The sequence below is a fragment of the Dryocola sharpae genome, from assembly GCF_051307055.1.
In the GTDB taxonomy this organism is placed as follows: Bacteria; Pseudomonadota; Gammaproteobacteria; order Enterobacterales; family Enterobacteriaceae; genus Dryocola.
In genome coordinates this window covers 2888613-2913373 of sequence record NZ_CP149994.1, presented here as the reverse complement: position 1 = coordinate 2913373, position 24761 = coordinate 2888613, and the positions used below count along the sequence as shown (strand labels likewise).

Annotated in this window: 22 protein-coding genes and 1 tRNA gene; 5 read left to right on the top strand and 18 right to left on the bottom strand. The window is 54.0% G+C overall.

Features of this window, described 5'->3' with window-relative positions:
* Positions 1-2 precede the first annotated feature (2 nt).
* The 5 genes from WLO31_RS13900 to WLO31_RS13880 form a co-directional block, all read right to left on the bottom strand.
* On the bottom strand, positions 3-635 hold the full coding sequence (locus tag WLO31_RS13900) for an IbrB-like domain-containing protein (RefSeq protein ID WP_435927202.1): 633 nt from the start codon (positions 633-635) through the stop codon (positions 3-5).
* Positions 632-1846 carry a phosphoadenosine phosphosulfate reductase gene (locus WLO31_RS13895; RefSeq protein ID WP_435927200.1) on the bottom strand — a complete coding sequence of 405 codons (1215 nt, stop codon included), beginning with the start codon at positions 1844-1846 and terminating at the stop codon, positions 632-634. Before WLO31_RS13895 ends, WLO31_RS13900 begins: the two co-directional genes overlap by 4 nt.
* Positions 1847-2150: 304 nt before the next feature.
* Positions 2151-2227: transfer RNA gene (locus WLO31_RS13890), tRNA-Pro, on the bottom strand.
* 76 nt (positions 2228-2303) lie between these two features.
* Positions 2304-4067 (bottom strand): LPS biosynthesis-modulating metalloenzyme YejM, encoded by a 1764-nt coding sequence (gene yejM, locus WLO31_RS13885; RefSeq protein WP_435927199.1) that lies wholly within the window; start codon positions 4065-4067, stop codon positions 2304-2306.
* A 19-nt stretch (positions 4068-4086) separates the two neighbouring features.
* Positions 4087-4314 (bottom strand): YejL family protein, encoded by a 228-nt coding sequence (locus WLO31_RS13880; RefSeq protein ID WP_435927198.1) that lies wholly within the window; start codon positions 4312-4314, stop codon positions 4087-4089.
* 136 nt (positions 4315-4450) lie between these two features.
* Between WLO31_RS13880 and yejK the strand changes: the two genes are divergently transcribed.
* A complete protein-coding gene (yejK, locus tag WLO31_RS13875) occupies positions 4451-5458 on the top strand; it encodes a nucleoid-associated protein YejK (protein WP_435927197.1) in 1008 nt (335 codons plus the stop codon).
* Between the two features lie 90 nt (positions 5459-5548).
* Here yejK and WLO31_RS13870 read toward each other — a convergent pair whose 3' ends face one another.
* The 3 genes from WLO31_RS13870 to WLO31_RS13860 form a co-directional block, all read right to left on the bottom strand.
* A complete protein-coding gene (locus tag WLO31_RS13870; protein ID WP_435927196.1) occupies positions 5549-5743 on the bottom strand; it encodes a hypothetical protein in 195 nt (64 codons plus the stop codon).
* A 62-nt stretch (positions 5744-5805) separates the two neighbouring features.
* The gene (rplY, locus tag WLO31_RS13865; RefSeq protein ID WP_167605621.1) at positions 5806-6090 is read right to left on the bottom strand and encodes a 50S ribosomal protein L25; all 285 of its coding nucleotides are present in this window, start codon (positions 6088-6090) and stop codon (positions 5806-5808) included.
* 143 nt (positions 6091-6233) lie between these two features.
* Positions 6234-7994 carry a DEAD/DEAH box helicase gene (locus WLO31_RS13860; protein ID WP_435927195.1) on the bottom strand — a complete coding sequence of 587 codons (1761 nt, stop codon included), beginning with the start codon at positions 7992-7994 and terminating at the stop codon, positions 6234-6236.
* A 294-nt stretch (positions 7995-8288) separates the two neighbouring features.
* On the opposite strand from WLO31_RS13860, the gene rsuA reads away from it, so the two are divergent.
* From rsuA to WLO31_RS13845, 3 genes are all read left to right on the top strand, one after another.
* Positions 8289-8996: a 16S rRNA pseudouridine(516) synthase RsuA gene (gene rsuA, locus WLO31_RS13855; RefSeq protein ID WP_435927194.1), complete on the top strand. Its 708-nt coding sequence runs from the start codon at positions 8289-8291 to the stop codon at positions 8994-8996.
* 15 nt (positions 8997-9011) lie between these two features.
* A complete protein-coding gene (locus tag WLO31_RS13850; RefSeq protein ID WP_435927193.1) occupies positions 9012-10208 on the top strand; it encodes a Bcr/CflA family multidrug efflux MFS transporter in 1197 nt (398 codons plus the stop codon).
* Between the two features lie 337 nt (positions 10209-10545).
* Positions 10546-10890, top strand: coding sequence for a YejG family protein (locus tag WLO31_RS13845; RefSeq protein WP_435927192.1), 345 nt, complete (start codon positions 10546-10548; stop codon positions 10888-10890).
* Positions 10891-10901: 11 nt separating this feature from the next.
* Here WLO31_RS13845 and yejF read toward each other — a convergent pair whose 3' ends face one another.
* The 9 genes from yejF to WLO31_RS13800 form a co-directional block, all read right to left on the bottom strand.
* Positions 10902-12491 carry a microcin C ABC transporter ATP-binding protein YejF gene (gene yejF, locus WLO31_RS13840; protein ID WP_435927191.1) on the bottom strand — a complete coding sequence of 530 codons (1590 nt, stop codon included), beginning with the start codon at positions 12489-12491 and terminating at the stop codon, positions 10902-10904.
* Between the two features lies 1 nt (position 12492).
* A complete protein-coding gene (locus WLO31_RS13835; RefSeq protein WP_435927189.1) occupies positions 12493-13518 on the bottom strand; it encodes a microcin C ABC transporter permease in 1026 nt (341 codons plus the stop codon).
* Complete coding sequence (locus tag WLO31_RS13830; RefSeq protein ID WP_435927188.1) at positions 13515-14612, bottom strand: microcin C ABC transporter permease YejB; 1098 nt, start codon at positions 14610-14612, stop codon at positions 13515-13517. Before WLO31_RS13830 ends, WLO31_RS13835 begins: the two co-directional genes overlap by 4 nt.
* A 9-nt stretch (positions 14613-14621) precedes the next feature.
* Positions 14622-16430: an extracellular solute-binding protein gene (locus WLO31_RS13825; protein ID WP_435927187.1), complete on the bottom strand. Its 1809-nt coding sequence runs from the start codon at positions 16428-16430 to the stop codon at positions 14622-14624.
* 130 nt (positions 16431-16560) lie between these two features.
* A complete protein-coding gene (locus tag WLO31_RS13820) occupies positions 16561-18147 on the bottom strand; it encodes a cyclic di-GMP phosphodiesterase (protein WP_435927186.1) in 1587 nt (528 codons plus the stop codon).
* Between the two features lie 231 nt (positions 18148-18378).
* Positions 18379-18945: a bifunctional murein DD-endopeptidase/murein LD-carboxypeptidase gene (gene mepS / locus WLO31_RS13815; RefSeq protein WP_435927184.1), complete on the bottom strand. Its 567-nt coding sequence runs from the start codon at positions 18943-18945 to the stop codon at positions 18379-18381.
* Positions 18946-19369: 424 nt separating this feature from the next.
* Complete coding sequence (locus WLO31_RS13810; RefSeq protein WP_435927183.1) at positions 19370-20074, bottom strand: phosphatase PAP2 family protein; 705 nt, start codon at positions 20072-20074, stop codon at positions 19370-19372.
* A gap of 45 nt (positions 20075-20119) precedes the next feature.
* Positions 20120-21100, bottom strand: a complete 981-nt coding sequence (locus tag WLO31_RS13805) for a CobW family GTP-binding protein (protein ID WP_435927182.1) — start codon at positions 21098-21100, stop codon at positions 20120-20122.
* A 116-nt stretch (positions 21101-21216) separates the two neighbouring features.
* Entirely contained in the window at positions 21217-22677 is a 1461-nt protein-coding gene (locus WLO31_RS13800) for a mannitol dehydrogenase family protein (protein WP_435927181.1), read from the bottom strand.
* Positions 22678-22887: 210 nt separating this feature from the next.
* Here WLO31_RS13800 and uxuA point away from each other — a divergent pair, with 210 nt between their 5' ends.
* Positions 22888-24078: a mannonate dehydratase gene (gene uxuA, locus WLO31_RS13795; RefSeq protein WP_435927180.1), complete on the top strand. Its 1191-nt coding sequence runs from the start codon at positions 22888-22890 to the stop codon at positions 24076-24078.
* A 47-nt stretch (positions 24079-24125) separates the two neighbouring features.
* Here the strand turns inward: uxuA and yeiP are convergent, their stop codons facing one another.
* The gene (gene yeiP / locus WLO31_RS13790) at positions 24126-24698 is read right to left on the bottom strand and encodes an elongation factor P-like protein YeiP (RefSeq protein ID WP_435927179.1); all 573 of its coding nucleotides are present in this window, start codon (positions 24696-24698) and stop codon (positions 24126-24128) included.
* Between the last annotated feature and the right edge of the window lie 63 nt (positions 24699-24761).

The window sequence follows — 24761 nt, the reverse complement described above, 5'->3', positions numbered from 1 at the left end:
CGCTATTTTACCGTCCAGGCCTGGGAGAATTTTCGATCGCTGAACAATTCAAACAGGCCGCAAACTTGCTTAAGCCGCAGAACTTCATCGGCATCCATCCCCAGCTCGCGGCTGATTTTCTCATCGTTCCAGCCGAGCTGCGAGAGCTCCCGAACTATCTCGGCCATTGCGTTGATTTGATGGCGCCCACGCGCGCGGTTATGTCGGATTGTCGCCGCGATACGACGGCTTTTATCGTTGCCTGCTTCTGGCATCATTACCACGGGTACATAGCCAAGCAGCCTTTTCTTCAGGTCGGGATTTTTGTTACCCAATTCAAAGCGGTGAAAGCCATCAACAATCGCATACCTATCGGAGGCTGCCTCAGGAGAGACAACTATTGGTAGGGTAAAACCGTCCTGCATCAGCGAAGTGGTGAGCAGTTTTTTCTCGCCGGGAGCAACGTTATTTGGGTTGTAATCATTGGCAACGAGCCGTTTTGTTTTTACCCAGGTTACGCAGTCGACTGGCTCCTCCTTAAAGGGGCTGTATGCATGCAACGTTTGTCTGAACGCATTAATGGCATCAATAAGCTGATCGCCCGACAGCGACCCCAGAAGTTCTTTTAAGGCGGCCTGAATCTGCTGTGTGGTCATAGGATGTTCCATTGCTGTCGTTTCTCCTGCATACGCTTGTTATAACGCTGATAATTTGACGGTTTAGTAGGGCTAAATGAGAGCCCCCGGCACCAGTAGTCATTGCTCAGTAGAACCTTGCAGATACGCCGCCACGACGGTATATCCTTGCTGCCGGTATCTTTTTCCTGCTCATCGGGAATATCGTCAGGAAATCCCCTTGTTTGATACCAGTGCAGATAGACCGCGACCTTATTGCGATAGTGCTCGGCGGTAGCGGCCGGGAGGCTATCAAGCAGCGCAAGGGCGTATTCACGCCATGTCAGATGTACAGGTTTATTTATCTGGCGGCGGGCGTAGAAGTCGCCGCTGCCCGCGGCATACAGGCATCCGCTGTTTGCGCCGCTCACGCGCTCACAAAGCAGCGCCCAGCGTTCTGGTTCCAGCACATGATACAACCACAGTCCCTGGCGCTGCTCCGGGCCAAAAGGCTCGCATACGCGCATATAACGCATGGGAACCCCGGCCTGATACATCAGGGAATAAAGTTCGTTACAGGCTTCACCGGTTTGGGCAAACCAAGTCCAGATATCCGCCGTTTTCCAGTCATAGATGGGGTAGGCATTGTAGGCATGCCCTTTGGTTGTTGCGGTAGTCCAGGGTTTATCATCGGCAAAACGGAGTTTTTTGGCCGAGGCAATCGCCAGAAAACGGGTATAGGATTCGTCGGCCCGAATACCAATCAAAATGACGGCGGGGCGCGAGGCGGAAAACCATTCGGAAAACTCACTGACAAATTCTTCAAAGCTCATTGCAGAGCGGTAGAACGGAAAAAAATCAGGATCGGTAATCGCACAGGATGGCGGCTCACGGACCCAGGATACGCCTTCTTGCCAGCATACCCATTCTGGCTGGAATTGTGACACCGAGTTGGGTGTCGTAAGGGGAAGCGCAACCCAATAAAAATCTTCTATCACATCCTCATATTGCTTACGCATCGCTTCGATGTGTGAAATGGTATGGCTGAATTGCGCCTCCCAGTCCACGAAGAGTACGCTAAAGCGTCGCTTATATTGCCTGGCTAACATAGCGGTTAAATGCAACATTACCGTGGAATCTTTACCCCCTGAAAACGACACGCAAATACGGTCAAAGTTATCAAAAACCCAGTTCAGGCGATCGAGCGAGGCTTGTAATACATTTTGGTAAAGCGGGATTTTTCGTGATGACATAGATAAAGGTTTTGGCAATTTTGCAAAGATATGAAGAATTGACCATAACTCTAAAGTTCTATGTTTACAACGAGTTGCTTAATTTTTTTAAGTTTCATGTTGATAGGGTGAACTAGTAACAAATAAAGCATTTATTCAGGGAATAAATAGCGTTCAGCTTCATCATTATATTAGTCATAACTTGCTTTGGTTCACGTTCCTGCTTTTTAAGAGAATTCAGAGGTTATTTTAAGTCGTTGAAAAACGGTCAGGTAAATATGAGCCATAAAAAAAGCAGCCATAAAGGCTGCTTCTTCGGAGTTTTTGGTCGGCACGAGAGGATTTGAACCTCCGACCCCCGACACCCCATGACGGTGCGCTACCAGGCTGCGCTACGTGCCGACAACTGGGTAAAAATATTACCTTTTTTATCGGCTATTGCAAGGCGTCGCTTGCTAAGTGCTTTATAAATATACAATCAGTTAGCGATGAAGCGTTTCTCATCGGTCAGCACCTGGAGCAGTAGGCCGAGCTGCGGTTTTGTTTCCTCCACGCGTTCGCCCTGCAGATCGTAGATGCGATAGTTGCCGTTGTTATCAAGCACCAGCGTCATATGCGGCATGGTGATTGCCAGGCTATTGTTATCCGCCCCTACCACCCAGTTGTTACGGCGCGTGGCGGCAAAGAGATCTTCACCCTGCGAATATTCATTCGCCGCTGTTTTAACGTGCAGCAGACGCTGCATCAGGGTGGTCATCACGTCCTGATGGTCGGTCAGTTTACTGATGGTCTGGGCAGGCGTGCCCGGCCAGTGGATAACCAACGGCACCTGAATGCGCGAACGCGACCAGCCGAAAGAATCGCGCTCATCGCCCAGCGGAACGCCGTGGCCTGCCGTCACAATAACAACGGTGTTCTCCAGCTTGCCGGAGGCTTTCAGGGCGTCCAGCACTTCCTGAATCCTGTCGTCCACGCCGTGCGCAGCGCGGGCATAGCGCCGGGTGAAGTCCTGTTTATTGCTCTCCTCGCTGACGCTGGTGCCGTTAAAAGCAATCCAGGAGAACCAGCGGTTATCTTCGGAGGCGTATTGCGTCAGCCAGTTCCTCCACTGCGCGGCGGTCTGGGTATCCGACTGGCTTTTGGCCGACGGCAAAGAGAAGTCGGAGAGCAGCGCCTGGCGGTACATGGACGAATTAAAACCGTCGGAAGCAAACAGGCCCAGCTGGTAGCCCTGCTGGTTTAACGCGGTAATCAACGCCGCCGGAATGCGGGCGGAGAGCACGCCGTCCATATAAGCCGGGGAAATCCCGTAGAACAGCCCGAAGATGCCGTTATCGGTGCTGTTCCCGGCGCTCATATGCTGCGTAAAGTTAATGTTGCTGCGCGCAAACGCGTTGAGGGCAGGGAGATCCTTAGCAAAACGGGAAGCGTTCAGGCCGTCCACGGTGATCAGCAGGACGTTATGACCCGTGCCCATATCGCTAAATTGCAGATTGCTTAGCGGATACTGTACCGACACCGCCTCCGGGTTACCCTGTTCAACGAGGCGGCGCTGATATTCCTTCGCATCCAGCAGGCCGTGTTTCTCAAGGAAACGACGCGCCGTCATTGGGTAGGCCAGCGGCAGGTTGGCGCGTTGCATGGTAATCGGACGGTAGAAATTCGCATCCGCCCAGATATACATAATGTGGCTGCTGAAAAAGGCGACAAAGAACAGCGCGACAACGGGCCTGGCAAAATATCTGCGTCGCCCGAGGCTGCGCAATTTCTGCCAGCTCCAGGTTGCAAACAGCATCTCAACCAGCAGGATCACGGGCACGCTGATAAACATCAGCTGCCAGTCGCGCGCCATTTCGCTCTGGTCCGGGTTAATCACCAGCTCCCAGACGATGGGGTTGAGATGGAGGTGGAAACGGGTAAAGACTTCGCTGTCGATAAGCAGCAGCGTGATGCCCGCGGTGGCGAAGGCCGCCGATAAAAAGCGCATCAGGCGCTGGGACATCACCACAAAGGTCAGCGGAAAAAGAATCAGCAGATAGGCGGCAAACACTAAAAAGCTGAAGTGGCCGATAACGCTCAGGTATGAATAGATACGCCCGGTGAGCGTTGTCGGCCAGTCGGCGACAAACAGGTAGCGGCTACCCAGCAAAGTGGCCAGCAGGATATTAAACAGGGCGAACCAGTGTCCCCAACTGACCATCTGGGAAACTTTTTCGCGGTAGCGCTGACGGTTAGTCACCATAACTCGTAGCTACGATCCCTTAATGAGCTTGATCTTCGCTCACGGAGGCTTGCAGCGCCTGCGCGAAGGAGCGAGCCAGCGTCTGGCGTTGTGCAGAGGCCACGCTGGTATTAATCAGGTTAGTGACCATATTCCCCAGCACCATCAGGGAAAGATCGGTAGGGGCGTGATGCTTTTCCAGCACGCCAGCCAGCTCGGTCAGCAGTTCTTCTACTTGTTCATCACTATAGCGGGATATTTGTGGCATAAATTAACAATCAGTCAGGTTCAGGAAAGGGCGTTATCTTACCGTAGGAAGACCTTTTTTTCTGCTTTTTTATCTTCTGTTGCACATAGCCTGCGGCAGTGGTTGAATACCGCCCGGTCTAAAAGGAGAGTTTATCATGAGTCTGGATATCAACCAGATTGCCCTGCATCAGCTTATCAAGCGCGGCGAAGAGACGCTTGAGGTGGTGCTGCGCGATTCCCTGCTGGCGACTAACGGCGCCGTAGAAGAGATGATGGCTGAGCTTCACCGTGTTTATAGCGCAAAAAATAAAGCATACGGGTTGTTCAGCGAAGAGAGCGAATTAGCGCAGGCGCTGCGTTCACAGCGCAAAGGCGATGAGGATTTCCTCGCCTTCAGCCGTGCGGCAACCGGTCGCCTGCGTGACGAGCTGGGGAAATATCCCTTCGCTGACGGCGGCATCGTGCTGTTCTGCCACTACCGCTATCTGGCCGTTGAGTATCTGCTGGTGGCGGTGCTTAATAACCTGAGCAGCATGCGCGTCAACGAAGAGCTGGATATCAGCTCAACCCACCATCTGGATATCAACCACGCGGATATCGTGGCGCGCGTCGATCTTACCGAATGGGAAACCAACCCGGAATCAACCCGTTACCTGACGTTCCTCAGAGGCCGGGTAGGGCGCAAGGTCTCTGATTTCTTCATGGATTTCCTTGGCGCCAGCGAAGGCCTGAACGCCAAAGCGCAAAACAAGGGCCTGTTACAGGCGCTGGACGACTTCACTAACGAAGCGCAGCTGGATAAAAACGAGCGGCAGGAAGCGCGCAAGCAGGTATACGCTTACTGCAGCGAACAGCTGCAGGCCGGGCAAGAGATCGAGCTTGCTTCACTGGCTGACGAGCTGCCGTGGGCCGTTGATGATAAGAATTTCCAGCAATTTACCGCAGAGAAAGGCTACGAGCTGGAAGAGAGCTTCCCGGCGGACCGCAGCACGCTGCGTCAGCTTACCAAATATGCCGGCAGCGGCGGCGGGCTGACGATTAACTTCGACGCCATGCTGTTGGGCGAGCGTATTTTCTGGGATCCCGCTACGGATACCCTGACCATCAAAGGCACGCCGCCGAACCTGCGTGAGCAGCTGCAGCGCCGTACTTCCGGCAAGTAAAGTATTCGGTGGGTGGCGCTTGCGCTTACCCACCCTACAATTGTGCCGTAGGTCGGATAAGTATAAGCATCACCCAACGGATGTTGCAGGTCAGATAAGCGTAAGCGCCATCAAACGGGTGCTGTAGGTCGGATAAGCATAAGCGTCACCCAACGGTGTTGTAGGTCGGATAAGCGCAAGCGCCATCAAACGGATGTTGCAGGTCGGATAAGCGTAAGCGCCACCCAACGGTGCTGTAGGTCGGATAAGCGCAAGCGCCATCCGACATTTAGCGTCATCCGACATTTATCTCCATCCAGAAAGCAAAAAACCCGCCGGAGCGGGTTTTTTTCGAGCTACATTCGCGATTACGCGCGAACGAAGTCGATGTGAGCCAGTTTTGGCTTGAACGGGTGACGCTGAACAGCCTGAACCTTCGCTTTTACTTCTGTACCGTCAACAACCAGAGTCAGCACTTCTTCGTAGAAACCAGGTTTTGCCTGCAGGTTCATTACGGAGTCATGGTCCAGTTCGATAGAGATTGCAGCTTCGGAACCACCGTAGATGATTGCCGGGAATTTGTTAGCTGCACGCAGGCGGCGGCTCGCACCCTTGCCCTGCTCTTTGCGTTTTTCTGCGTTGATAGTAAACATTAACTGTTTCTCTCTTAAATACTCCTGTTACAGGCGACCCAGCAACAGGAAAAGTTTTCTGCTTTGCGGATGCAAAAGCGGGCGCATTATAGCCATATCTGGCCTTGTCGGCAACGAGTATCGACAATGGAAACCAAACGCCGTCAGCCGCGTAATTCATTCGCTCGACGAAAGCGTCCTTCATAGTCGAACACCTTCTCACGCACGTTCCAGAATTGCCCCTTCTTGCGCGCAACCACAAAGTCGGGATGGCGAAGCAGCGGCTGTTGCGCGATAACGTCCGCGAGGGTTATCCAGCGCAGCGGTACGCCGGGCGCCCGGCTATGCGGGCGGATAAACAGCTGCTCGAAAGCCGTCCGCTGGGCCGGTGTCCGCAGGCGGAAGCGCTCGCTCACATCGGCGCCGTCTTCGTCGTAATAGGTGACTTTCAGCCAGTCGCCTTTGGCGTCGCTGCCTTGCTGTAACGTCATTCCGCTGCAGCGCAGCACCAGCGCATCTTTAAGCTTCAGGGCCGCTTTTAGCATATCGTCCGGATCGACCAGCACACAATCGCACTGATGGCAGCGGCGAGCGGCGATATCGTTCTCCGCGTTGCACTGCGGGCAGTTTTTGAAGCGGAAGCGATAATCACACTGTTCCCGGTGCCCCTCGTCATCCTCGAACCAGCCCTGACAGCGGCGGCCAAAGTGTTCGATGATGGCGCCATCGCCGGTAGTTTTTCCCCAGAACGTATTGGCGAATCCGCATGCCGGGCAGAAAACCTGCACCGGAACGTTGTCGCTTTTTCCCTTTGCGTTGCCCACTTCCGGCGTAAACAGGTCGTGCGGATTACCGGCATAGTCAAGTATTAAACAGTCGGTCTTGCCGGGGGCGAGGCGTAGCCCGCGGCCAACGATTTGCTGATAAAGGCTTACCGATTCCGTCGGGCGCAGAATCGCTATCAAATCGACATGCGGCGCGTCAAAGCCCGTGGTCAGCACCGAGACGTTCACCAGAAAGCGGAACTGCTGATTCTTAAAGGCTTCAATTAAGGTGTCACGCACCGGGCCGGGAGTATCCGCCGTAATCAGCGCCGCATCGTCCGAAGGCAGAAGGGCGGTCACTTCTTTTGCGTGCTCTACGGTCGCGGCAAAAATCATCACGCCGCGTCGTTCAGCGGCAAATTCCACAATCTGGCTGATGATATGCGGCGTAATGCGCTTTTGCTGCTTCAGCTCGCGGTTGAGGTCGGCCTCGCTAAACAAACCGTTAGACCGGGCCTGCAGGCGGCTGAAATCATACTGCACAACCGGCATATCCAGCCTTTCCGGCGGGGTGAGATAGCCGTGCTTAATCATGTAGCGCAGCGGTAATTCATAAATGCAGTCGCGGAACAGCGCTTTTTCATCGCCGCGCACCATACCGTGGTAGTGATAATGGTAAATCCAGCCTTTGCCCAGCCGGTATGGCGTGGCGGTAAGCCCTAACAGGCGCAGGCTGGGATTCGCCGCGCGCAGATGAGCGAGGATTTGCTGATACTGGCTTTCATCCGCTTCGCCGATGCGGTGACACTCATCGACAATCAGCAGTGAAAACTCACCGTGAAACTGCTCAAGATTGCGGGCGACCGACTGAACGCTGCCGAAAACGACCTTGCCGTGGCTCTCCTTGCGCTGCAGGCCCGCCGCGAAAATATCGGCCTCCAGGCCCAGCGCGCGGTATTTGGCATGGTTCTGGGCGACCAGCTCTTTTACGTGAGCAAGCACCAGCACGCGCCCACGGGCAATGCGTGCCAGCTCTGCAATCACCAGGCTCTTGCCGGCGCCGGTTGGCAAGACAATCACGGCGGGCTCAAGGTGTTTGCGGAAGTGGGCGAGGGTGGCGTCCACCGCTTCTTGTTGATAAGGACGTAAGGTAAAAGCCATCGGCATTCCTGCCCTTCATCTTTCGAACCACAGGGGTGTTGCCCCGGTTACTTACTTTCGTAAGCCCCCTTGTCGCCTGCCTGTAGCACTAAATCTGAAGGATATATAAGATTTTCACAGGTAATAAAGAAAGAGCGATTATGGCACGAAACGGGGTTTTAACTTGAGAGAGTTTTTGATGTCGCTATACTGGCAAATTAATTAACAGGCGAACGATTTACGCTGCAAAAGCGGACTCAGATGTCCGGCCAGTTTAGCTTTCAGCTGGTTCCTCTTTGAAACAGGCAAGACTTAATGCGACTCGACAAATTTATTTCTCAGCAGCTCGGCGTGAGCCGTGCCATTGCTGGCCGTGAAATTCGTGCTCAACGTATCACCATCGACGGAGAAGCGGTGCGTGACGCCTCCTTTAAGCTCAATCCGGAGCATCAGGTGGCGTTCGACGGCAATCCTCTCAGTCAGCAGAATGGCCCACGTTACTTTATGCTGAATAAGCCGCAGGGCTATGTGTGCTCAACCGAAGATCCGGATCACCCAACCGTGCTCTATTTCCTCGATGTGCCGGTGGCGTACAAGCTGCACGCCGCCGGGCGTCTGGATATCGACACCACGGGCCTGGTGCTGATGACCGACGACGGCCAGTGGTCCCACCGCATCACTTCTCCGCGTCACCACTGCGAGAAAACCTACCTGGTGACGCTGGAACATCCCGTTGCGGACGATACCGCCGGGCAGTTTGCGCACGGCGTACAGCTGCATAACGAAAAAGATCTCACTAAACCGGCCAGGCTTGAAGTCATCACCCCGACGGAAGTTCGCCTGACCATCAGCGAAGGGCGCTATCACCAGGTCAAACGCATGTTTGCCGCCGTGGGCAACCGGGTAATTGGCCTGCATCGTGAACGCATCGGCGAAATCGAACTGGACCGGGATCTGGCGCCGGGCGAATATCGTCCATTAACTGAACAGGAAATTGCCAGCGTAGGCATGCCAAAAAGCTAACCTCAGGAGCTACCGTTGAGTATCAAGCAGAATTCGTCAGTCGGAATCGTTGTGATTCTTGGCCTGCTGGCCATGTTAATGCCGCTGTCGATTGATATGTACCTGCCGGCCCTGCCGGTTATCGCTTCCGAATTTGGCGTGCCTGCCGGTAGCGCGCAGATGACGCTGAGCACCTATATCCTCGGTTTTGCTATCGGTCAGCTCTTTTATGGGCCCATGGCGGACAGCATCGGGCGTAAACCGGTGGTGCTCGGCGGGACGCTGGTCTTCGCGGCAGCGGCCATCGCCTGCGCGCTGTCTAAGACGATAGACCATTTGATCTGGATGCGTTTCCTGCACGGGCTGTCTGCCGCGGCGGCAAGCGTGGTGATTAACGCCTTAATGCGCGATATCTATCCAAAGGAAGAGTTCTCGCGCATGATGTCGTTTGTCATGCTGATAACGACCATCGCGCCGCTGGTTGCGCCGATGGTGGGCGGGGCGGTGCTGGTATGGTTTAGCTGGCACGCGATTTTCTGGATCCTCGCGCTGGCCGCGCTGCTGGCGTCGGCGATGATATTCTTCCTGATTCATGAAACGCTGCCGGTTGAACGTCGTCAGAAATTCCGCCTCCGGACCACGTTAGGTAACTTTGCCACGCTGTTCCGCCACAAGCGCGTGCTCAGCTATATGCTGGCGAGCGGCTTCAGCTTTGCGGGAATGTTCTCGTTCCTCAGCGCCGGGCCGTTTGTTTATATTGAGCTAAACCACGTCTCGCCGCAGCATTTCGGCTACTACTTCGCGCTCAATATTGCGTTCCTGTTTATTATGACCATCGTTAACAGCCGCTTTGTGCGTCGTGTCGGCGCGCTGAATATGTTCCGCTTCGGCCTCTACGTGCAGTTTGCGATGGCTATCTGGCTGGTTATCAGCGCCCAGTTTGATTTAGGCTTCTGGGCGCTGGTGCTTGGCGTGGCGGCCTTCGTGGGCTGCGTTTCGATGGTGTCGTCTAACGGCATGGCGGTTATTCTTGATGAGTTTCCTCACATGGCGGGTACGGCATCCTCATTGGCGGGGACCTTCCGTTTTGGCATCGGCGCCCTGACGGGCGCGCTGCTTTCTATCGCTACTTTTAACACCGCCTGGCCGATGATCTGGTCAATCGCGGTGTGCGCCACCTGCTCGCTACTCTTTTATCTCTACGCAAGTCGACCCCGCAAGACCGCAGCCTGATACGAAATGGGTACGTCACGTACCCGTTTGTTAATCCATATCAACGAAATTTCTGCGTCAGCCCCTACAATTTGTTTCTGAAATGTAAACGTTACAGCAACGAAAAGTCACAGCTTTGTAGTTAAAAAGGTTGAGTTAGATCACAGAAAGCGTTACATATAGCGCCGAAACGCGCGCGCAGCCGCACAAACAAGCGTTACTCATAAAAATAAACTCCTTACTACAGCGGATGTAAACGGTTTACAGGTTCTTTATGCGCAATTTATCAACATTGTGTTAACCTTTGTGTAAACTCTTTGTGTAACACTTTTGTATGAATTTCTTCGGGGACACGATTTTGAATACGCTACAACTTTCCATCGTTCATCGCTTACCGCAAAGCTATCGCTGGTCGGCGGGTTTTGCTGGTCTGAAGGTTGAACCGATTCCGCAACATGCCCGGGACGGTGAGAACTGCCTTATCGGCCTGAAACTGCTTAGCGAAGATGGCGAAAAAGCGTGGCCGATCATGCATAAACTTAGCCAGGCGCTTAGCGATATTGCAGTGGATTGCTCGGTGGTGGAGTGTGAAGGCGAGCCGTGCCTGTTTGTTAACCGTCAGGACGAACCGGCAGCGACCTGCCGCCTGAAGAATTTTGGCGTAGCGATTGCCGAACCATTTTCAGGCACCAATCCTTTCTGAATGTACGGGGCTCAGGCCAGCGTCAGCAGCTGGCGAGTGTACTCCGTCTGCGGCGCCGCAAAGACTTGCTGACAATCACCCTGCTCGACAACTTCCCCCTGCCGCAACACGATTATCTGGTGACACAGCGACTTCACGATTTTTAAATCATGGCTGATAAAAATGTACGCCAGCCGGTGCTTTTCCTGCAGCGACTTCAGCAGCGCCAGAATCTGCGCCTGTACGGATCTATCCAGCGAGGAGGTTGGCTCATCCAGAACGATCAGCTGCGGCTGCAGAATAAGCGCGCGGGCGATAGCAATGCGCTGGCGCTGCCCGCCGGAAAACTCCGCCGGATAGCGATGGCGGGTTTCAGGATCGAGCCCAACCTCTTCTAAAGCCGTTATCACGCGTTGTTCGCGTTCAGCCGCGCTCAGCTGCGGATGGTGAACCCGCAAGCCCTCTTCCACAATCTGCAAAACGTCCAGCCGCGGGTTAAGCGCCGAGTTGGGGTCCTGAAAGACCACCTGAATACGGTGGCGAAACGGAAGAAGCCGTTTGCGGTTTAACTCGTGCAGCGGATGTCCGTCGAACCAGATGCTGCCGCCGGCATGTATCAGACGCAGCAGCGCCATTCCGGTGGTGCTTTTCCCGGAGCCGGATTCGCCTACCAGGCCAATACATTCGCCCGGGCGCAGCGAGAAACTTAAGCCTTTTATACCGTAGTGGTAGCCGACCGTTTTTTTCAGCAGGCCGCGGCGTACAGGGAAGGCAACTTCTAACGCCTCCACTTTTAACAGCGGAGGCTGATTTTCATCCAGCGGCCAGGGATCGCCAGCCGGTTCAGCGGCTAAAAGCTGTTGCGTGTAAGGATGCTGCGGCGCGCTCAGCAGCGCGGCGGCTTTATTCTGCTCCACGCATTTTCCGTTGCGCATAACCGCAATATTATCCGCAAGCTGTCTCACAATGCCGAGGTTATGGGTGATAAACAGCAGCCCCATGTTCAACTCCTGCTTCAGCTCTTTGAGCAGCTGCAGGATTTGCGCCTGAACGGTGACGTCGAGCGCCGTGGTTGGCTCATCGGCAATCAGCAGTTCGGGGCGGGTAAGCAGCGCCATGGCTATCATCACGCGCTGGCGTTCTCCGCCGGAAAGCTGATGGGGAAAATCTGTCAGGCGCTTTGCCGCGTTACGAATGCCTACGCGATCGAGGCAGGTCAGCATTTCGGCGCGCGCGGCTTCACGACGCATGCCGCGGTGCAGAGACAAGACCTCATAAAGCTGTTTCTCAATGCTGTGCAGGGGATTGAGCGATACCATCGGCTCCTGGAAAATCATGGCAATCTTATTACCGCGAACGCCGCGCAGCATGCGTTCCGGCGCGCGCAGCAGCTCCTGGCCTTTGAAGAAAATCTCGCCCGCTGGATAAACAGCCGGCGGCGATGGCAGCAGACGCAGCACCGAAAGGGCGGTAACGCTTTTTCCCGAACCTGATTCCCCCACCAGCGCCAGCGTTTCTCCGGCTTCGATTTGCAGCGAGAGGTTTTCCACCACCTGGCGGGTAATGTCGCCCTGACGGAAAGCGATGGACAGGTTATGAATGGCAAGTAGCGGAGTAGTCATGTCAGCGCGCCTTAGAGGGATCGAAGGCGTCACGCACCGCTTCGCCAATAAAGATTAATAACGTCAGCAGGATAGCCAGGTAAACAAAGGCGGTAATCCCCAGCCACGGAGCCTGCAGATTGTTTTTACCCTGCAGCAGAAGTTCGCCGAGCGACGGCGAGCCAAGAGGCAAGCCGAAGCCGAGGAAGTCCAGGGAAGTTAACGTCGTTATCGATCCGCAGAGAATAAATGGCAAAAACGTCAGCGTGGCGACCATGGCATTGGGCAACATATGGCGGGTCATGATCGCCCAGTCGCCCACGCCCATCGCCTGGGCGGCACGAATATAGTCAAAGTTACGCGTGCGTAAAAACTCCGCGCGCACCACGCTTACCAGGCTCATCCAGCCAAACAGCACCGTTATTCCCAGCAGCCACCAGAAGTTGGGCTGCACCACGCTTGAAAGCAGGATAATCAGGAAAAGCGTGGGCATACCGGACCACACTTCAATAAAGCGCTGCCCCCACAGATCGGTCTTGCCGCCGTAATAGCCCTGCACTGCGCCAGCCAGAATGCCGATGACGCTGGAAAACAGCGTCAGCAACAGGCCGAAAAGGATAGAGATGCGCGTGCCGTAAAGCAGACGCGCCAGCACGTCGCCGCCGTTGGCGTCCGTACCCAGCCAGTTCTGGCTGCCCGGCGGCGAGGGGAAAGGAACTTTAGTCGCATAGTTGATGGCGTTATCCCCGAAGCGAATCGGCGCCCAGAGCGCCCAGCCGTCGCGGCTTAAATGCCCGGCAAGCCACGGGTCCTGATAATCCGCGGCGGTCGCCAGCGGGCCGCCGAAATCGCTTTCGCTGTAATTGACGATGACCGGGAAGTAAAAACGATCCTGATAGTGCACGATCAGGGGACGATCGTTGGCAACCAGCTCCGAACCCAGGCTCAGGATGAATATAAGGGCAAAAATCCACAGGGACCAGTAGCCGCGTCGGTTCTGGCGAAAGCGCGCCCAGCGGGCCTGGTTCATCGGGCTTAATCGGCTCATCCGCGTCCCTCAAAGTCGATACGTGGGTCCACAAAGGTGTAGGTAATATCGCTGAGGATATTCAGCAGCAGACCAATCAGGGTGAAAATATAAAGCGTGCCGAACATCACCGGGTAGTCGCGCGACAGGGTTGAGTCATAGCCCAGCAGGCCAAGCCCGTTGAGCGAGAAGATAACCTCAATCAGCACCGAACCGGTAAAGAACATGCTGATAAAAGTGGCCGGAAAACCGGCAATAACCAGCAGCATGGCGTTGCGGAACACGTGGCGGTAGAGAATTTTCTTTTCTTCCAGGCCTTTTGCGCGGGCCGTGACCACATACTGTTTGCGGATCTCATCTAAAAAGGAATTTTTAGTCAGCATCGTTAACGTGGCGAAGCCGCCCACGACGGTTGCGAGCACCGGCAGCGTGATATGCCAGAGATAGTCGGTCACTTTTTCATACCAGGGCAGCGAAGCAAAGTTTGTCGATACCAGGCCACGCAGCGGGAACCAGTCCAGGTAACTGCCTCCGGCAAACAGCACAATAAGTAAGATAGCGAATAAAAATGCCGGAATGGCGTAGCCGATAATGATAAACGTGCTGCTCCAGATATCGAAGCTGCTGCCGTTGCTGACTGCTTTGCGGATCCCAAGCGGCACCGAGACCAGATAGATAATCAGCGTGCTCCACAGGCCAAGGGAAATGGAGACCGGCAGGCTTTCTTTAATCAGATGCAGCACGGACGCGCTGCGAAACAGGCTGTCGCCAAAATCAAAGCGCACATAATCCCACAGCATGTTGAAATAGCGCTCGTGAAGCGGCTTATCGAAGCCGTAGCGGTGGGTGATTTCAGCTATCACCTCCGGGTCCAGCCCGCGCGAGCCGCGATACTGATTATCCGTGCCGTTACTTACGCCAACTCGTGCATGGCCGCTGCCCATCGTATCCGCGCTGACGCCGGGCATCCCCGAACCGTGCCCAAACTGAATATTGGCAATGGCCTGATCCACCGGGCCGCCGGGCGCGATTTGCACGATAAAAAAGTTGATGGTGATAATGGCCCACAGGGTCGGAATGATGAGCAATAAACGCCTGAGCAGGTAGCTTCCCACGGTTTCCCCCTAGCGCCGCTGCGCAGGGAGATGCGCGGCTTTGTTGACGTCATACCACCAGGTATCGAACCCGGAAGTGTAGAGCGGGTGGATCGCGGGCTGGGAGAATTTATTCCACCAGGCGAAACGGTCTGCCGTCATGTACCACATCGGGATCATATAAAAATTCCAGGTGAGAACGCGGTCGAGCGCCCGGCCCAGCGGCAGCAGCTTTTCCTTATTCCCCTGGTTGGCGATTATCTGATTTACCAGCTTATCCACAACCGGGCTTTTGACGCCGGGCGCGTTGTAGGTGGAATCAACGTACTCCGAGGCCCAGGCTATCTGCACGTCGGCGCTGGGATAAGGCATGGCGCTGTAAAGGGTTGGCATCATATCGTAATCCCGGCTGCGCAGGCGGTTGGTGAGCTGCGAATTATCCACCTGACGGATCTCCATCGTAATGCCCAGCCGCTGCAGATTATGCTGGAACGGCAGCACCCACTGGGTGTTTCCGGTTGTGCCGATCAGCAGTTCAAAAGTGAAGGGCTTACCGGTTTTGGCGTTAATCAGCTTCTGGTTTTTTAGCTCCCATCCGGCTTCTTTAAGCAGCGTCAGCGCTTTTAACAGGTTATCCCGGTCAAAACCGTCACCGCTGGATTTCGGCGGGTTGTAGATCGTGGTGAATACTTCCGGTGGAAGCTCCTTTTTCAGCGGCGCCAGCAGCGTCAGCTCATCGGCATTCGGATACGATCGCGCCGCATATTCCGTATTCTGGAAGTAGCTGTTTGCGCGGCTGTAAGCGCCGTAAAACAGGGCCTTATTCATCCACTCGAAATCAAACGCCAGCCCAACGGCTTCACGCACTTTGCGATCGGCAAATAGCGGGCGCTGAATATTGAAAGCCAGCCAGCGCGCGTCCTGAGCGGCATTGTTTTCCTGCTCTTCCTTGACGATAAAGTGATTAGCGAAGTTCTTACCGATATAGCGCGTAGCCCAGTTTTTGGCCGAGCTTTCGGCCCGGAAATCAAAGGCTCCGGCTTTGAAAGCCTCAAAGGCGACGTTGTCGTCCAGATAATAGTCGTAGCGAACGGAGTCGAAATTCCAGCGTCCGCGGTTGACCGGCAGATTTGCAGCCCAGTAATCGCGAACCCGGGAATAGGTAATGTATTGTCCCATGCGCCATGCGGTAATTTTGTACGGGCCGCTCGCCAGCGGCGGCGCGGAAAGCGGGTCGCTCAGCTTGTGATCCTTCCAGAATTTTTGTGGAAAGACCGGCAGGGAAAACAAACCCAGCATGCGCTCTTTGCTCGGCTGGGCCAGCTCGATGCGCACCGTCAGCGGGGCGATGGCTTTGACTCTGGCGCCTTTATAAATCAGCCGGAACTGCGGCACGCCTTCGGTCATAAATTTATGAAAGGTGAAAGCCACGTCTTGGGCAGTAATGCGCGAACCGTCGTGAAAGCGCGCGCGGGGATTAATTTCTATTTCAGCCCAGGCGAAGTTTTCCGGGTAGCGCGCCATTTCCCCCACAAGCGGGTAATAGCTGCCAGGTTCGTCATCTGAGGTGGTAAACAGCGGATCGTAAAGCGTTTCCGTGCGCACGCCGGGGTTGCCGCGCAGGGCATAACGGTTGAAGTTATCAAAGGTACCGATAGCGGAGAGCGTAATATTACCGCCCTTCGGGGCCGCAGCATTCACGTAATCGAACTGGGTGAAATTGATGGCGTATTTAGGCTCTCCTAATACGGCAAAGGAGTAGCTTTCTTTGATAGTTTCCGCCTGGCTGCCGACGGCAAACAGGCTAAGACAAAGTAGAATAACCGCGCGCGCAAGCATCAATCTGCTCAGTCCTTGTTGAAAAGGGCAACCTGGCTGATTCGTTCCCGAAATGATAACCAGGGCAACAACCCGCTGCTTTATAACACCGTAATGGTAAATCATAAGTCAGGCGGCGATGATTGTGAACTTAATGGATGCCTTTCAGAACATTATGGCTATCCTGCGGCCGATCCCAGCTAAGCAGTTGCGTAAGCGTCAGCGGGCGGCTGAAATAGTAACCCTGTAAGTAATTTACGCCGCGCTCAATCAGCCATTTTGCCTGCTCTCGGGTTTCAACGCCTTCCGCCACGGTCGTCATATCCAGGCGCCTGGCTAACGTCAGTACCGCGTCGAGTACCGGCGCTGTAACCGTTTCCATGCCGATGGAGTTTACGAAGCCCCGGTCAATCTTCAGATAGTCCAGCGTGAAGCGCTGCAGGTAAATCAGCGCGCTGTGCCCGGTGCCGAAATCATCAATCGCGATTTCAAAGCCCTGCTCGTGTAGCCAGCAGAACAGGCCCGTGGCCTCCTTTTCCTTAAGCATATCCCGTTCGGTAATTTCAAATACGATCTTAAAGTGCCGCGGGGGCAGGGAGGCGGCAAACGCAATGATATCTTCTTTAAACGTCGGGGCGTGCAGATGACTTGGCGCCAGGTTGATGCCGAGCTTCGCTCCCGGCGGCAGCACGTTTTGCAATTGCTGAGCATCACGGGCCACCAGGGTAAACAAATGGCGCGTTAACGGCACGATAAGCTGCTGCGCTTCGGCAAAAGCGATAAACGCATCGGGTGGAATCATGCCTGCGGCTGGATGTTCCCAGCGCATTAACGCTTCAACACCCTGCATCTCTAATTTCTGCGCGTCTACGACCGGTTGATATACAACGTAAAACTGCCCGCGTTTAATACCGGTGAGGATCTCTTTGCCCGAACGCATATGGGCGAACAGAAAATAGCTGCATAACACGCCGCTGAACAAACCGAAGATCAGGCCCGCCAGCACCGAAAGCTGAATATCTTCCAGCGGCCAGAGCGCGCCGTAGAGGTAAATCTTTATGGGATAATCATTAAGCGTGGCGATGCGGGTGGGGTGGGGCGGTAACGAATCTGCGTTAATGACTTCAGCAGAAAGCGTGGTTAACGCTCTATCACCAACCACTATCGCCATGGACAGCACGTTGCTTTGGCGAGCGGTAAATAATAAGTAGGGGATTAAATTCGCATTCAGCGTGATAAAGACACCCCGATCGCCCACCTCCTGATTTTTAAACCAGGCCGCTATCGTTGGCTTGCCGGGCATCATCGGCGTGCCGGTCATAATAAAGAGATCGTTATTTTTATTTAAATCGATGTCGGGGATTAAGCTGTCCATCGCCATGCTCAGCGGCCCGGTGGCGGATGAACAATAGGCAAAGCCATGGCGAACCAGGACAAAAGCGCGAACGTTAACGCTAAACGCCGCTCTGGAGGTCAGCTCGCCGCTGACGAGGCGGCAATCTGTAATGGTTAATGGCTGAATGCTGCCTACAGTGGCATTGAGTTCCTGAAAGAAGTTGCTCAAATAGTGGTGAATATTTTTGGTCAGCGCGTCGTAATCCGCTTCACGCTTGTTATGCTGTAGCAGACTGGTTAATCCGCTGAACAGTAAAGCGCCCACCAGGCCAAACAAAATGCTGAAATAAGCAATTTGCCGCGGGGTGGAAAAGTAGCGCGCGAAAATTTTATTTGAGGACATGAACAAATTGTTCCTGCTGACGCAAGAGACGCATGATTGCTGGTTTTTTTCGACTATAGCGCAAAAGGCATAGCAGCGTCATATAGTTTCATATGGCAATTATAGCTAACCGCGGGAGGGGAAGGGAAGTAATGCTTTTACTTTCAAAGCGTTAAAAAGACGCTGCCGGAGCAGCGTCTTTTTTGTCTCGTCTGGCTGGCAGCCAAGGGAATTAACTGCCGCTCAGGAGCATCAGCTACGGCTTAACACGCGACGCGCTTCGTTGTAGCGCTTGTTCCAGTACGGTTCACTCATATTGGAGATCATGACGCCGCTGCTGGTGGAGGCATGTACGAACTGGTTATTGCCAATATAAATACCAACGTGGCGACCCGTAGAACCCGCACGGAACAGAACTAAATCCCCGGTGCGCAGTTTGCTGCGTGAAACGGACTTACCCATTTCCTGTTGTTCATAAGTTGAACGAGGCAGCTCTAAACCGAACTGGTCACGGAAAGTTTGCTGCACGAACGCAGAACAATCGATGCCTTTTTTGCTGCTGCCGCCCAGGCGGTAACGCACGCCTTTCCAGCTGGCATACTGATCCATGAGACGTGATTTCACATCTACATTACGGACCATTTCTTCGAATTCATCCTGAGAGGCTTGCAGTAAAAAACTGTCTTTATTGCCAACTGCATGCGTCTCAGGATGCATATTTGCGGTGTTTGTCGAACTACATGCTGAGAGCATTACTGCCACAGCAACAGCGGGAATCGCCCGCAGGATATATCTCAAAATAGGCTGAGATTTGACCATTTTATTTCTTTTCCCTTGATGTCCTTAACGATGCGAATCGTTATACAAAAATACCAACGTGACGAGACTAATTATCTGAGCGCTGTGAAACAATTACCTCTGAACAGAAGTGTGGTTTAACGCACAATTTTATTCATAGCGGGAACGAATCAGGTTAACAGCACAAAACGCATCTGAGAGTACCTTATCAACACTGGCATGGCGAGGGGTTTTCTCAGCTTTTTTTATAAGAAATTGTGATGTTAAAAGAACAAAAATAAACTTGCGTAAAAGTTAACGAAATGTGCGGTTTTTCTGCGCAGCCCTTTCAAAAAGCTGGAGAATCAGGTAGGGCGATAATTAAGCGATTCAGCCGTCGCTGGCAAATTTTCAGCGATCCCTTACGGAACCCTGAAAATTTGCGTTAAATGATGTTTATTTTATGTTATGAACTTGTTTTATTTTTACCGGAAAAGGCGCGGTCAAGCGCATTAATTAACCCGTCGCTGAGTGGGGTTAATAGCACCCAGGGCAAACCCACCAGCGCGATGGATAGCGATCCGACAAATACATCGGTAAACCAATGCGCGCCGATCATTATGCGTGGAAGAATAAATATCAGGAAAATAAGCGTCGCAATAAAGAATGCTTTTTGACCAAAATAACGCAGCACAAAGCCGGTGAAAATAAGCAGCATTAAACCGTGATCGCCTGGAAAACTGTCTTTCGAGGCATCTTTGGTAGGAAAATGCAGCAGCTCGCTGACGCGGTGAATATCAGTGAAATAGAGCGTTGGGCTGACGTGGGAGACAGGAATCAAATGGCCCAGCTGATTGATCGCCACGGCGCTGAGCAGCATCACAATACCCATGATAACCAGGCGTCGGCGTCCGACAGGCGTTTCGCGCCACCAGAACCAGAGAAGCAGCGAACCCATAGCCAGCAAAGAGATGCCGTCGAATATACGATTATTGGTTACGGCTACCAGCACCAGGAAAGCGTGGCTCTTTACCAGTTCCTGATTAAAGAAATGGAAAATGCCGGCGTCCAGCGTGAACCAGAAACCGTGGTTTTCAGGCAGATACCAGCTAAAGAACAGCGCCAGGCCAAGGGCGTTCAGTAACAGGATAGGCATTAAGCGAATTTTCATTATGCGAGCTTTCGTTATCTTCTGACAAGTCGGGGGAGGGTAGGCTTACAAACTTAAACGTAGCTTCAACAGAGCGCTTTGCAAGCTGTTCCAGTCCGTTTCTTCGCTATTTATCAATTCGATACGGCTATCAGGCGGCGCTACGCTTTGTGTCTCGATATGCAGGTCGTCGCCCTGACGATTAATGCGTACCAGTCCTTCAGCAATGCGTAAGACGCCTTTTACTCTGCCAACCGGCGCAAGACGAGCCCATTCCAGAATGCCGACGGTGTCAAAAATGGTCTCCGCATCGAAGATCCAGCCGCAGGCAACGTAGCCCTGTCCGCCGTTTATGCTGCGTCGCCAGCGCTGATGTTCCGGCAAATTCAGCGCCGCAAGGCCACGGCTGGCCGCATGGCTGTGGCTATGTTCGGCGCTGCGCGGTAACGCGCGAAGGTTCTGACGCGGATGGTCCAGCAGAGCGGCATCAATTTCTCCCTTTTGCGCCAGCACGACCTCTCTGCCGGCAGCGTGCTGTTGCTGCCAGTCAGCCAGCGCCTGACGGCTCTCAGCGGTCGCACGGTCATTTTTATTAGCGACGATGATATCGGCGGCGGCAAGCTGATCGCGGAAATTGTCGTTCTTAACGGCGCGCTCATCCAACAGCTGGCGGGCATCCAGCAGGCAGAGCGTGGCGTTAAGGTCGATCCACGGCTGGTAAACTTCGGCGGTAAGCATATCGAGAATTTGTTTTGGGTGCCCTAAGCCCGTGGGTTCGATGAGCAAACGGTCAGGTTTTCCCTGGCGTAGCAGGGTATTCAACCCGACCTGCATCGGCAGCCCGTTAACACAGCACATGCAGCCGCCGGGGATCTCCTTGAGCAGCGCGCCGCTGTCGGCCAGCAGCGCGCCGTCAATGCCGACTTCACCAAACTCGTTAACCAGCACAGCCCACTTTTCATCGCTGGGTTTGTTAGCCAGTAAATGAAGAATAGTGGTGGTTTTTCCGCTGCCGAGGAAACCGGTAATCAGGTTGGTTTTAGTCACAGTCGCTCCGAATTGGCGTTAGGGTTAACCAATATCCTGAACAACATTTGCGAAAAAATGAAGAGTAAACACGGCCTGCCGTAAAACAAGGCCGTGTAAAGGGCATGGATTGTTAATTACAGGAGGTTTGCCACGGCCTGTTTTGCGCCTTTATTGCGCAATTCGTCCCAGGCGGCACTGACGCGCCGTACAAAAATTTCGTTGCCCGGCAGATCGCTGCCGAAGATTTCAGTCAGGCTAAGCAGAGCCGTTACGCGCTCCTCTTCGGAGCTCTTCTCCACCAGGCCTTTAATTTTTTGCGCCAGCGGGTCGCGAACCTCGATAGCGTTGCCGGCATCGTCAACCCCGCTGACATAGCGCATCCACGCCGCGATGCCCAGCGCCAGACAAGGCCACTCATCTTCCTGCTGCAGATGCCAGCGAACGCTCTCCAGCATACGCTGCGGCAATTTCTGGCTGCCGTCCATGGCGATTTGCCAGGTGCGGTGCTGCAGGGCAGGATTGCTGAAGCGTTCTAAAAGGTTGCGCGCGTACTGAGGCAGGTCTACGCCCGTCACGCGCAGGGTCGGGGCCTGTTCCTGCATCATTAATCGCTGCGCCGCGCGGTAGAAATTCGCATCCGCCATGCAGTCGTTAATATGCTGATAGCCCGCCAGATAGCCCAAATAGGCAAGAAATGAGTGGCTGCCGTTGAGCATGCGCAGCTTCATTTGCTCCCACGGCATCACGTCATCCACCATTTCCACGCCAGCGACTTCCCACTGCGGGCGGCCTGCCACGAAATTATCTTCGATAACCCACTGGATAAAAGGCTCGCCGGAAATCGCGCACGGATCTTCAACGCCTAACGTATCGGTAATTTCCTGTAAGGATTCCGGCGTGGCGGCGGGCACGATGCGATCGACCATGGTGCTCGGGAAGGTCACATGCTCTTTTACCCAGTCGGCGAGCGCCCGGCTGCGTTTTTCCGCCATGCCGATAGCCGCATTGCGCACCACGTGACCGTTATCAGGAATGTTGTCGCAGGAGAGCACGGTAAAAGGAAGCAGGCCACGCTCGCGGCGGCGATTCAGCGCTTCAACCAAAATTCCCGGCGCGGAATGCGGTTCAGCCGGGTTTTGCAGATCGTGAATAATACGCTCGTTTGCGGTATCCAGCTTGCCTGTTGCCGGATCGATGCAGTAGCCCTTTTCAGTCACGGTAAGCGAAACAATGGCCACCTGCGGCTCGCAAAACTTCTCGATGATGGCCTCCATCCCGTCAAGCTTTGCATTCAGACATTCATTAACGGCGCCGACGATAATGGCCTTGTTGCCGTCACGGCCTTTTTCCAGCACGGTATACAGGTGATCCTGAGCGCGCAGGGCGCTCATTAATTTATCGCCGCTAAACAGGCTAATCTCACAGATTCCCCAGTCGCCTCCCTGCGCGTTAAGCACCCGGTTGGTCAGCAGCGCCTGGTGTGCACGGTGAAAGGCGCCAAAACCGAAATGCACAATGCGTGTCTTTAACGCGCTACGGTCGTAGCGGGGTTGCTGGATACTCTCCGGCAGGCTGGCTGAGGCGATGGTCTTCATAGAATGCAAATCCTGTTTAACGAATTAGTAACATCTGCAGTGTAAAGTTATATGACAGCAAATAGAATTGGTGTGCTGGCTTTATCCCTTTAATGTGAGCCGGATCAACCAAATTCAGGGATAAAATTGACCAGCAGCCTGTTTATAGTATGGTAGTCGCCAGTACAATATCCTAAAATTGGTATGACAACTTATTATGAGGAGCTGGTAATGGAACAAACCTGGCGCTGGTATGGCCCGAAAGACCCGGTATCGCTGGATGATGTGCGTCAGGCTGGCGCAACCGGCGTAGTCACCGCCCTGCACCACATTCCGAACGGTGAAGTCTGGCCGGTGGCGGAAATTAAGCAGCGTCAGGCGGCGCTTGCAGCGAAAGGGCTGAGCTGGTCAGTCGTCGAGAGTATTCCGGTACACGAAGAGATCAAAACCCACACCGGTGATTATGACAGGCATATCGCTAACTACCAGCAGAGCATCCGCAACCTGGCGGAATGCGGCATCGATACCGTGTGCTATAACTTCATGCCAATCCTCGACTGGACGCGCACCGATCTGGAATACGAGCTGCCGGACGGCTCTAAGGCTCTGCGTTTTGACCAGATAGCCTTCGCCGCTTTTGAGCTGCATATTCTCAAACGCCCGGGCGCTCAAGCTGATTACAGTGAAGAAGAGCAGCGTCAGGCGCGGGACTACTTCCATAACATGTCCGCTGCCGAAAAAGAGAAGCTGACGCGCAATATTATTGCGGGCCTGCCGGGCGCGGAAGAGGGCTACACCTTAGATCGGTTCCGCGCTCGCCTGGCGGAATACGATGGTATCGATAAAGAGCAACTGCGTGAAAACATGGCTTACTTCCTGCGCGCTATCGTTGCCGTGGCGGAAGAGGTCGGCGTGCGTCTGGCGGTTCATCCGGACGATCCGCCGTGTCCAATCCTCGGCCTGCCGCGCATTGTTTCGACTATTGAAGATATGCAGTGGCTGAAAGAAACGGTCGACAGCATCCACAACGGTTTCACCATGTGCACCGGCTCTTACGGCGTGCGGGCGGACAATGACCTGGTGCGGATGATTGAAACCTTCGGTGACCGCATTCACTTTACCCACCTGCGCGCCACCTGCCGCGAAGACAACCCGAAAACCTTCCACGAAGGGGCGCACCTGCAGGGCGATGTGAATATGGTTGCGGTGGTGAAGGCGATTCTGGCTGAAGAGCAGCGCCGTAAGGCGAGCGGCGACTTACGTCCGATTCCGATGCGTCCGGATCACGGCCATCAGATGCTCGACGATCTGCATAAAAAAACCAACCCGGGCTATTCGGCGATTGGCCGCCTGAAAGGGCTTGCGGAAGTGCGCGGCGTGGAGCTGGCGTTAAAGCAGATGCTGTTTCCTGATTTGCTGTAGCAGAGGTAAATGCAATAAAAAAACCCGCCTCGGCGGGTTTTTCTTTGTTAGTCAGCGCGGCCCATCGAACGCTTCTCAGCGATATGAATGCGGATCTTCTCGCCGGATACCATATATTCCGGCACCTGAATCACCAGACCGGTGGACATGGTGGCAGGCTTGGTGCGCGAGCTTGCGGAAGCGCCTTTAATCCCCGGCGCCGTTTCAACGATTTCCAGATCCACCGTTTGCGGCAGCTCCAGCGCCAGCAGCTGGCCATCCCAGGTCAGCACCTGCATGTCCGGCATACCGCCTTCAGGGATAAACTGCAGCTCTTCTTCAATCTGATCTTTAGTGAAGATGTACGGGGTGTAATCTTCTTTATCCATAAATACGTATTCGTTGCCATCGATATAAGAGAAATCAACGAAACGACGGGTCAGGGTAATGGTATCGACGATATCGTCACCTTTGAAACGCTCTTCCACCTTCTGCCCGGTACGGACATCGGAAAAACGCATCTTATAAAGGGTCGCCGCGCCGCGCGCGCTTGGGGACTGAATATCGATATCCTTTACAATCAGCAGCTTGCCGTTGTAGTTCAGTACCATGCCTTTTTTGACTTCGTTAGCTCTTGCCATCGATGTTTCCTGTAAAAATTGAGGGGCGAAAATATTGCGACAAATTACTCGCGAGGCGCATTT